Source organism: Streptomyces zinciresistens K42 (genome assembly GCF_000225525.1).
Lineage (GTDB): Bacteria > Actinomycetota > Actinomycetes > Streptomycetales > Streptomycetaceae > Streptomyces > Streptomyces zinciresistens.
The window spans coordinates 1-10,132 of record NZ_AGBF01000218.1 but is presented as its reverse complement, the minus strand read 5'-3'; the positions used below and the strand labels follow the sequence as shown (position 1 = coordinate 10,132).

Sequence of the window (10,132 nt, the reverse complement as noted above, 5' to 3'; positions counted from 1 at the left end):
CCCGCCCGCCGCCAGCCGGCGCAGCCCGTGCAGCGAACGCGCCGCGGCGAACGACGCGTAGGGCACCGAGGCCACCAGCCGCATCTCCGCGCCGCGCCGGCCCTCCGGCGGGACGAAGCCCTCCGGCAGATGACGGGCGTGGAAGGCGCGGATGCCGCGGTAGAAGTCCGCCCGGTCCGCCGGGGTCACCCGGTCCTCGCGCGCGAGGACGAACAGCATGTGGTCCAGGGCCCGTTCGAACAGCGCCGGGCGCGCCCACGCCAGGTCGGGACGGCCTTCGAGGAACGCGAACAGGCCCTCGTACTGCGGGAAGATGTCGAAGTGCCGGCGCCCCGGCGTCCTGGTGATCGCGCCCTGCCGCCGCTGGCGGTACTCCACCCCGATCCGCTCCAGACAGGCGACCCGGTCGGCCAGCACCATCGAGCGGTAGGTGACCGGCGCGTCCTCGTACAGCCCCGGGGCGTAGCCCAGTTCGTGCTCCAGGAAGAACGCGCGCCGGTACGCCTTGTTCCACGCCACCAGGAACAGATGCAGGTACTCCGGGCTCTCGCGGACGCGGAAGGTGCCCGAACCGGCCGCCGCCAGCAGGTCCGCCGCCGTGCTGCGGCCCCCGCGCCCCCACCAGTGCGTGCGCACGTGGTCGAAGACCAGGATGTCGGGGTCGTCGGTCTGCGCCAGCCGCCCGGCGACCGCCTCCAGCAGACCGGGCGTGTACTGGTCGTCGCTGTCCAGGAAGAGCACGTAGTCGCCGCGCGCCCGCTCCAGGCCCGCGTTGCGGGCGCGGCCGAGGCCCACGTTCTCCGGCAGGTGCAGCACCCGCACCCGCGGGTCGCGCGCGGCGTAGGCGTCCAGGATCGCCGGACAGCCGTCGGGGGAGCGGTCGTCGACCGCGATCACCTCGAAGTCGGCGTACGACTGCCCGAGCACCGAGTCCAGGCACTCCCGCAGGAAGCCCTGCACCTTGAAGACGGGCACGATGATGCTGAAGCGGGGCACGTCAGCTCCTCACGAGGGTCGTCGTCGCGGCGGGCGCGGGGATGCGCTCGGCGAGCGGGATCACCGGCGGGATCGCCTCGGGCGGCTCGCCCAGCAGCACCCGGCGTACGACGCGCTCGGCGGCGAGCCCGTCGTCGAACTGGCAGAACCGCTCCCGGAACGCGGTGCGCAGCGCCCTCGCCCCCGCGTCCGCGTAGGAACCGTCGCGCAGCACCGCGGCCAGCTCCCGCGGGGTCCGCGCCACCCGGCCGGGCGGTGCCTCCATCAGGTCGAAGTACACGCCCCGCAGCTCCCGGTAGACGTCCCAGTCGTCGGCGTACACCACGATCGGCCGGTCCAGGTTGGCGTAGTCGAACATGATCGACGAGTAGTCCGTGATCAGCGCGTCGGCCGCCAGGCACACCTCCTCGGACGACAGATGCCCGGTGACGTCGATGATCCGGCCGCCGCCGCGCGCGGTGCCTCGGTCGTAGAAGTAGTGGGCGCGCAGCAGCACCACGTACTCCTCGCCGATCTCCTCGCACAGCGCCGCGAGATCGAGGCCGGACGTGAAGCCGGAGGCGTGGTCGCGGTGCGTGGGCGCGTACAGCAGCGCCTTCTTGCCCTCGGGGACGCCGAGTTCACGCCGGACGCGGGCGACGTCGGCGGCGTCCGCCGTGTAGAAGACGTCGTTGCGCGGATAGCCGTACTCCAGCGTCTCGTGCGCCGCCGGGTAGGCGCTCTCCCACATCTGCGTGGAGTGCGCGTTGGAGCTGAGGTTGAAGTCCCAGCGGTCCACGCGGGCGAGCAGCCTGCCGATGCCGCCGGTCGCCGCGGCCACCACCGGGTACACCGCCTGGTCGGCACCCATCCTCTTCAGCGGGGTGCCGTGCTGGGTCGACAGATGGACGCTGCCCGCGCGCTTGACGACCGCGTCCGCGAAGTTGGCGTTGTTGACCAGGTACGCGGCGCGGGCCAGCACGTCCCAGTAGGCCCGGCTGCCGATCACCGCGTGCTCGACGTCCTTCGGCACATGGCGCACCTGGTCCGGCTCGACCAGGAACACCGCGCGCAGATGCGGGGCGAGTTCGCGCGCCTTGGCGTGGATCGCGGCCGGGTTGCAGAGGTAGCCGCGCCCCCAGTACGCGCAGTACACGGCGAGTGAGGGGTCCAGCGGGCGGCGCAGCTGCCGCCGGTAGCGCAGCCGGGTGCGCAGCCCGCGCGGCCGCGGCAGGCCCGCCAGGGCCCCCGCCGCCGCCCGGTTGACCGCCCGCAGCGCGCGGAACGCCGTGTAGGCCCCGCACGCCAGCAGCCGGTGCTGCACACCGAGACTGCCGCCGGGCGGCCTGTACCCCGCCGGACGATGGCGCCGGTACAGCGCGCCCGCCCGGCGGAAGAACGCCCGCCGCCCGCGCCCCAGCCGCCTGGGGTGGGCGGCCGTCTTCAGCACCGCGGCGAAGAGCTGCTCGAACAGCGGCCCCAGCCGTCGCGCGGGCAGCTCCCGTTCCACGGCCCGCACCAGCACCCGCTCCGCCTGGTCGAGCAGTTCGACGTGGTGCGCGCCCGGCAGTCCGGGCCGGCTGCCCTGCCGGCGCAGCAGATGCCGTACGACGACCTGGCGCAGCACGGCCAGGCGCCGCGCGCACAGCATCACCTGGGCGCCGAACGCGATGTCGGTGAAGTGGCCCTCGGGGAAAGCGAGTTCGTGTTCGGTGAGGAAGCGGCGCCGGTAGGCGGCGCTCCAGGCGGGCAGTTCGACGCCCGTCAGCCGGGGCGCCTGGCCGGGGGAGAAGGCCACCTCGGGTGTGCGCGCCAGCACCGGCGCGGCCGGGTTGGTGGGCTCGCCGGTCCACCAGGGGACGCGCTCGTGCTCGAAGTGCAGGACGTCCACGTCGCCGGTCGCGCGCAGCCGCGCGTCCACCGCCGCGAGCGCGCCCGGCACCAGTTCGTCGTCGCCGTCCAGGAACAGTAGCCAGTCACCGGTCGCCGCCGCCGCCCCCGCGTTGCGCGCCCCGGCCAGCCCGGCCGAAGGAGGCGAGTCGGCGGGCAGCACCCGGCGGTCGCGCTCGGCGTACCCGGCGACGACGTCCGCCGCCGGGGAGCCGGGTGCGTCGCGGACCGGGATCAGCTCGAAGTCGCCGAGGGACTGGGCGAGGACCGAGTCCAGCGCCCGGGACAGCCGGCCCGCGACACCATGGGACGGGACGATGATGCTGAAGCGGGGCATACTGCCCTTTCTGTCGAGGTGGGGGCGGCCGGGTGCGGAGGGAGGCCGGACGCCCGGGGCGGCGCTTGTCCGGGCGGACCGCGGGCGCGTCAGCCGGCGGGGCGACGGCCGGGGCGCCCGGCGGGGCGCCAGGTCCACGCCCTGGGCGTCGGCCGGGACGGGCTGGAGGGCATACGGACTCCTCTCCGGGGAGAACGGCGGTCAGAGGCTCTCGGTGACGGGCGCGGGACCCGCGGGTTGCGGCACGGCCGCCGGCGCGGCGTGCACCGGCGACGCGGCGGCCGACGGTACGGGACGGCGGTCCGCCACCGGCACCGCGGCGGGCCCGCCCGCCTCGCCCAGCACCACGTGGCGTACGACCCGCTCGGCGGCGCGGCCGTCCTCGTGCGGGCAGAAGCGCGCGCGGAACGCCGTGCGCAGTTCCGCCGAGCGCGAGCCGCGCCAGTGGCCGGTGGCGAAGATGTCGATCAGCTCGTCCTCGTCGCGCGCCACCGCGCCCGGCGGGAACGCGCGCACGTCGAAGTACGTGCCCCGGGCCGCCTCGTACGCCTCCTGGTCCTCGGCGTGGATCACCATCGGGCGGTCCAGTCCCGCGTAGTCGAACATGATCGAGGAGTAGTCGGTGACCAGGGCGTCCGAGGCCAGGCACAGCGCCTCGACGCTGGGGTGGCCGCCGACGTCGAGGAGCCGGCCGCCCGAGGGGGCGAGCGGGCCGCCGTGGCGGTGGTGGGCGCGGGCCAGGATCACGAAGCGCGGGCCCAGCCGGCGCAGCACGCGGTGCAGGTCCAGGGTGGTGCGCTGGGTGCGGCGGTAGTCGCGGTGGGTGGGGGCGTACAGGATCGCGACGGCGCCCTCGGGGATGCCGAGCTCCTGCCGGAGGCGGGCGACGTCGGCGGACGTGGCGTGCTGGAGGACGTCGTTGCGCGGGCCGCCGTACTCCAGGGTGGTGTACCCGCCCGGGTACACGCGCTCCCAGGTCAGGGTGGAGTGGCGGTTGGCCGAGACGAGGTAGTCCCACCGGTCGACGTCGTCCAGCAGCGCGTCGGCGTCGAACTCCTCGGCCGCCGCCGGGCGTTCGCGCAGATCCAGGCCCATGTGCTTGAGCGGGGTGCCGCGCCGGGTCTGCACCAGGACCTGTCCGGGCCGTTTGGCGAAGCGGCCGTCGAAGGCGGCGTTGTGCACCAGGTACCGGGAGCGGGCCAGCGCCGTCCAGTACGCGGCCGTGCCGGGGCGCAGCACGCGGGTGCCCTCGGGAACCGCCGCGCGCTGCCCGGTCCCGGTGACCCAGGCCGTGCGGATGTGCGGGGCATGGGCGCGGAACGCCTGCTCCAGGGCGCCCGGATGGCAGCCGTGGCCGGGCACGCCGTCCGCGGCGAAGACGGCCCGGTCGCTGCGCACGGGCAGACAGCGCTGGAGGCGGTAGTGCAGCCGCAGGGCGCCGGCGCGCAGGGTCCTCAGCAGCCGCCGGGCGAGTCCGGCGGCGCGGCGCAGCAGGGCCGCGGTGAGCCGCAGGGCGTGGTAGCTGCGGTGCAGGCCGTGCCGCACGAGCGCGTGGTGCAGTCTGGCCCGGGGCGGCACGGGGCTGCCCGGGGCGCGGTAGCGGCGGTAGTGGGCGCGGGCCCTGCGCAGGAACGCGGCGCGGCTGCGGCGCGGCAGCCGGTCGCGGCGCGCGAACACCACGATCAGGTGGTCCACCATCCGGTGGAACAACAGCGGCCGCCAGCGGGCGAGTTCGGGCCGGGCGTCGAGGTGCGCGAAGACCCGGTCGTACTGCTCGAAGATGTCGAAGTGCCGGTCGCTGACCGTGCCGAGGATGCCGCCGCGGCGGCGCTGGCGGTAGTGCACGCACACCCGGTCCAGGGTCGCGAGGGAGCGCGCCGCCATCAGCGCCGGGTAGGTCCAGGGCGTGTCCTCGTAGTAGCCGGGCGGGAAGGCGAGGCCCTCCCGCTCCACGAAGTCCCGCCGGTACGCCTTGTTCCACGCCACCATCAGCAGCCGCAGCAGCTCCGGCCGGTCCGTCAGCAGGAAGGGGGCCGGGCCTTCCTCGGAGAGCCGGGCGGCGGCCTGGTTGCGGACCGTCTCGCCGGTCCAGTAGGTGCGCGCGTAGTCGTAGACCAGCACCTCCGGTTCGCCCGTCTCCTTCAGCCGGTCGGCGATCGCGAGCAGGGCGTCCGGGGTGAGCGTGTCGTCGCTGTCGAGGAAGACCAGGTAGTCGCCGGCCGCCTCGGCCATGCCCGCGTTGCGGGCCGGCCCCAGGCCCCGGTTCTCCGCGAGGTGCACCGGCCGCACGCGCGGGTCCCGGGCCGCGAACTCGTCGATGATCGCGCCGCAGGCGTCCGGGGAGCGGTCGTCGACCGCGATCAGTTCCAGATCGGGGTACGACTGGGTGAGCACCGATTCCAGACACTCGTGCAGGTACGCCTGGACCTTGTACACGGGGACGATGACACTGAACCTGGGCAAGGGACTTCCACTGGGTCGGCCGGGGTGGTGGCGGCGACAGCGCCTTGCCCGGCAACGGCCGATGGAGTGACTTGGTTACGGGACGTACGGCATACGGGGGACTGTGCGTGACCCGCGGGGGCGGGCCGGTCGCGGCCCGCCCCCCGGGGCGTTGTCGGGTGCGCCGGGGGCTACTTGACCGCCCCCGCCATCACGCCGGACACGAACTGCCGCTGGAACGCGAAGAACACGGCCAGCGGAATCACCATGGAGAGGAACGCGCCGGGCGCCAGGACGTCGATGTTGTTGCCGAACTGGCGTACCTGGGTCTGCAGGGCGACCGTGATCGGCTGGCTGTCGGCGTCGGTGAAGATCAGCGCGACGAGCATGTCGTTCCACACCCACAGGAACTGGAAGATGCCGAGCGCGGCGACGGCGGGCCCGCCGAGCGGCATCACGACCCGGAGGAACAGGCGCAGTTCACCCGCCCCGTCCAGCCGCGCGGCCTCCAGCAGTTCCCGGGGGATCTCGGCGAAGAAGTTGCGCAGCAGGAAGATCGCGAACGGCAGGCCGAAGCCGACGTGGAAGGCGATCACGCCGGTGAGCGACCCGAAGACGCCTATCCTCCCGAACAGTTCGGCGATCGGGATGAGCGCCACCTGCACCGGCACGACCAGCAGGCCGACCACGCCGAGGAACCACCAGTCGCGGCCCGGGAACTCCATCCACGCGAAGGCGTATCCGGCGAGTGAGCCGATCACCACGACGAGGACCGTCGCCGGGACCGTGATCAGCACGGTGTTCAGGACCGAGCCGGTGATGTCGCCGTTGCCGAGGAGCTTGCCGTAACTGGCGAAGGTGAGTTGGGAGGGCTTGCTGAAGACGTCCCACCAGCCGCTCGCCGACATCGCGTCCGCAGGCCGCAGCGAGGACAGCAGCAGCCCGAACGTGGGGACCAGCCAGAACAGGCCCACCACGACGAGGAACACCCGTACCAGTCCGCCGCTGACGAGCGAGGCGAGCCGGGCGCCCAGGGACCGCCCGCGCGTGCCCGCGGCGGGCGGCCCGGGGTCCGCCGCGGTCGCCGTGCCGGTGTCCGCGCTCATCGCCGCGCCTCCCGCCTGAGCCTGCGGATGTTGAACCACATCACCGGGATCACGAGGAGCAGCAGGAACACCGAGATCGCGCTCGCGACGCCCGGCCGGTCCTCGGAGAAGCCCTTGCGGTACAGCTCCAGCGCCAGGACGTTGGCGTCGTCCTGGGAGGAGCCCGGGGCGATGATGAAGACCAGGTCGAAGATCTTCAGCACGTTGATCATCAGGGTCACGGTGACGACCGCGAGGACGGGCGCCAGCAGCGGCACCGTGACCCGGCGGAACACCTGCCACTCGTTGGCGCCGTCGACCCGGGCCGCCTCCAGCAGATCGCGGGGGATGCCCGCGAGCCCCGCCGCGATCAGCACCATCGCGAAACCGGCCCACATCCAGACGTACGACCCGATGACGGCCGGGGTGACCAGGGACGGGCCGAGCCAGTCGACGCCGTTGTACGGCGCCTTGAAGTTGTCCGCCGGCAGCCGCAGCAGGGCCCCGTCCGCGGCGGCGGGCAGGGTGAACGTGCCGTCCGCGCGCGCCGTCGTGGACGCCACGACCCTGCCGTCTAGGACGGCCTCGACCCGCATCCCGGCGTAGCCCAGCTCGCCCGGATCGACCCCGCCGAGGGTGCCGACGCCCTTGCCGCGGGTGAAGTCCTGCCAGGTGGTGCCGGTGACCTTCCCCGGCTCCGCCGTCGCCGCCGCGGCCCGCCCGGCGCCGTCCGGCATCTGGTCGGGGGCGACGCCGACCAGGGGCAGGGCGACCGGGGAGCCGGCGCTGGCCGTGTCCCTCGTGAGGAAGCCGCCGCCCGGCGCGGCCTCCAGCGGGGACCGGCGGCCCGGGTGCGCCTTGGGGAAGGCGGACGACTGGGCGAAGGTGTCGTGGACGCCGACCCACACCGCGTTGGCGACGCCCTTGTCCGGGTCCTGGTCGTAGACCAGCCGGAAGATGATGCCCGCCGCGAGCATCGAGATCGCCATCGGCATGAAGACGACCAGCTTGAACGCCGTTCCCCAGCGCACCCGTTCGGTGAGCACCGCGAAGACCAGGCCGAGCGCGGTCGCGACCGTCGGGGCGAACACCACCCAGACGACGTTGTTCTTGAGGGCCGTGCGGATGCCGTCGTCGGTGAACAGCTCCCTGTAGTTGGCGAATCCGGCGAAGCCGCCGCCGGACTGGTCGGAGAAGCTGCGGACCACCGAGTACCCGATCGGGTACACCACGAGCGCGCCGAGCAGCACCAGGGCGGGCAGCAGGAACAGCACGGCCACGAGCCGGCGGGTGCCGGTCACGCTCCTGCGCGGCCCGGTCGGGGCGGGGACCGCGGTGGCCCCCGCCGCCCGTGTCGGGGCCACCGCGTCAGTTTCCGTACGCCGCGGCCGCGTCGGACTCCAGCTTCCGCTGGGTGCCGGCGATGTCCGCCGGGTTCTTCAGGAAGTCCTGGAGCGCCTTCCACTCGCCCTTGCCGGGCGTGCCGCCGAACGCTTGCGGGGCCTGGTCGGACATGTCGAAGCGGAAGTCGTCCCCGGCGCCGACGAGCGCCTTGGCCATCTTGCGCTGCACGTCGTTCGGGTAGGCCGAGGCGGGGACGTTCCTGTTCGGCGAGAGGTAGCCGCCGAGCCCGGCCTGGATCGTCGCCGCGTCCGGGGAGGCGAGGAAGGTCGCCAGCGCCTGCGCCGCCTCGGAGTCCTTGAGGACGACGGCCGCGTCGCCGCCGGAGACGACGGGCGCGGTGCCGCCGACGGACGGGAACGGGAACACCTTGGCGTCGGTGCCGACGTCCGCCTTGGCCTGGGCGATGTTGACCTGCGCGAAGTCGCCCTCGTAGACCATGCCGGCCTTCGGCTGGTCGCCGCCGGTGAAGACCTGGGTGACGGAGGTCGGGAAGTCGGTCTGCAGCGCGCCGGTCGCACCGCCCGCGACGTAGTCCTTCTTGCCCCACACCTGCGCCAGCGTGGTGAGCGCGTCCTTCACGGACGCGTCGGTCCACTTGATCTCGTGCCGGGCGAGCTGGTCGTACTTCTCGGGGCCGGCCTGGGAGAGGTAGACGTTCTCGAACCAGTCGGTGAGGGTCCAGCCGTCCGCGCCGCCCACCGAGAACGGCGTGACACCGGAGTCGTACACCGTCCGCGCCGCCGTCAGCAGCTCGTCCCACGAGGTGGGTTCGGAGGCGCCCGCGTTCTCGAAGACCTTGGCGTTGTACCAGATCAGGGACTTGTTGGCGGCCTTGTAGTAGACGCCGTACTGCTTGTCGTCGACCTGGCCGATGTCCTGCCAGCCCTGCGCGTAGTTCTCCCGGAGCTCCTTGACCGCCTCGGCGCCCAGCGGCTTGGCCCACTTCTTGTCGACGGCCTGCTTGATGGCGCCCGGCTGCGGAAGCATCGCGACGTCCGGCGGCCGGCCGCCCGCGACCTTGGAGCCGAGGAAGTTGATGATGGGGTCCTGCGCGGGCACGAAGGTGACCTTGGCGCCGGTGCGCTTCTCGAACTCGGCGAGGACCTTCTTGAAGTTCGCCTGCTCGGCGCCCGTCCAGACGGCGGCCACCTCCAGGCTCCGCCCCTTCAGCGCGGGAAGCGTGACGGTGGCGGCGCTCTTCCCGCCCGGACCGCCCTGGTCGCCGCCGTTGTCGTCGCCGCCGCCCCCGCACGCGGAGAGGGAGAGCGCGAGGGCGCCCGCGACGGCCGCCGCTGCCCTGGTGGTCCGGTTCCTGCTCGTACTGCGCATCACGGCCCCGTTCTTCGTGCCTCGTCGAACGTTCCGGCGCTGTCCCGTGGATCCGGTCTACGCCCTGCCGCGAAGGGCGGCAAGACCGCCTCCGGCGCCGACCGGGGGATCGTGACCGCCTCGTGACCGGGCGCCTCGCGCGCGGCGCGGCGGGCCGGGCGGCGTCACAGCAGCGAGGGCACCTCGCTCGCGGAGACCTCGCGCGCGGCCCGCTCCAACGCGCTGGCCAGCAGGGCCAGATCGGTCGGGCCGTTGCCCAGCTCGCGCACCGGGCGGCGGGCCGGCGGATCGCCCATGCGGTGCCACTCCAGCGGCACCACCGTGGGCCGCAGCGTCGCCGTGCGCGGGATGCGCCCCGTGACCCGGCCGCCCTGGAAGGCCAGCACGCGTCCGTCCGGCCGGGCCAACCGGCCCCGGCCGGGAGCCGGTTCGTCCGCTCCCGCCGCCACCGCCTCCAGCGTCACCCGCAGCGCGGCCCGGCGGGCGGGCTCCGAGTCCGCCGTACGGCCCCCGGTCGCGGACGCGGCCACCAGGTGCACGCCGAGCCGCTCGCCCTCGCGCGCCACGGCCTCCAGCGCGCGGACCACCGAGCCCGCCGAGGGCCTGCCGGTGGACCCCAGCGCGGGCGAGATCAGCGCGTCCAGGTCGTCCACGACCACCACGAGCCGGG

Annotated in this window: 6 protein-coding genes and 1 pseudogene; all 7 read right to left on the bottom strand. The window is 74.0% G+C overall.

Going from position 1 to position 10,132, the window contains the following annotated elements; genetic code table 11:
- The coding region (locus SZN_RS31980; protein ID WP_007503200.1) for a glycosyltransferase family 2 protein at positions 1-996 on the bottom strand (996 nt) is incomplete at its 3' end.
- A 1-nt stretch (position 997) separates the two neighbouring features.
- Complete coding sequence (locus SZN_RS31975) at positions 998-3,202, bottom strand: bifunctional glycosyltransferase/CDP-glycerol:glycerophosphate glycerophosphotransferase (RefSeq protein WP_007503199.1); 2,205 nt, start codon at positions 3,200-3,202, stop codon at positions 998-1,000.
- A gap of 201 nt (positions 3,203-3,403) precedes the next feature.
- Positions 3,404-5,665: a bifunctional glycosyltransferase/CDP-glycerol:glycerophosphate glycerophosphotransferase gene (locus SZN_RS31970; protein ID WP_007503198.1), complete on the bottom strand. Its 2,262-nt coding sequence runs from the start codon at positions 5,663-5,665 to the stop codon at positions 3,404-3,406.
- Positions 5,666-5,835: 170 nt separating this feature from the next.
- Positions 5,836-6,750 carry a carbohydrate ABC transporter permease gene (locus tag SZN_RS31965; protein WP_007503196.1) on the bottom strand — a complete coding sequence of 305 codons (915 nt, stop codon included), beginning with the start codon at positions 6,748-6,750 and terminating at the stop codon, positions 5,836-5,838.
- Positions 6,747-8,030 (bottom strand): carbohydrate ABC transporter permease, encoded by a 1,284-nt coding sequence (locus tag SZN_RS31960; RefSeq protein ID WP_007503195.1) that lies wholly within the window; start codon positions 8,028-8,030, stop codon positions 6,747-6,749. The genes SZN_RS31965 and SZN_RS31960 overlap by 4 nt, the downstream gene beginning before the upstream one ends.
- Positions 8,031-8,097: 67 nt before the next feature.
- Positions 8,098-9,462, bottom strand: a complete 1,365-nt coding sequence (locus tag SZN_RS31955; protein WP_007503193.1) for an ABC transporter substrate-binding protein — start codon at positions 9,460-9,462, stop codon at positions 8,098-8,100.
- Between the two features lie 164 nt (positions 9,463-9,626).
- A pseudogene (locus SZN_RS31950) lies at positions 9,627-10,132 on the bottom strand (cell division protein FtsK); the annotation flags it as partial.

Coding starts and splice junctions, on each gene's coding strand:
- SZN_RS31975 (WP_007503199.1), bottom strand. CDS start 3,202: ATGCCCCGCTTCAGCATCATCGTCCCGTCCCATGGTGTCGCGGGCCGG.
- SZN_RS31965 (WP_007503196.1), bottom strand. CDS start 6,750: ATGAGCGCGGACACCGGCACGGCGACCGCGGCGGACCCCGGGCCGCCC.
- SZN_RS31955 (WP_007503193.1), bottom strand. CDS start 9,462: ATGCGCAGTACGAGCAGGAACCGGACCACCAGGGCAGCGGCGGCCGTC.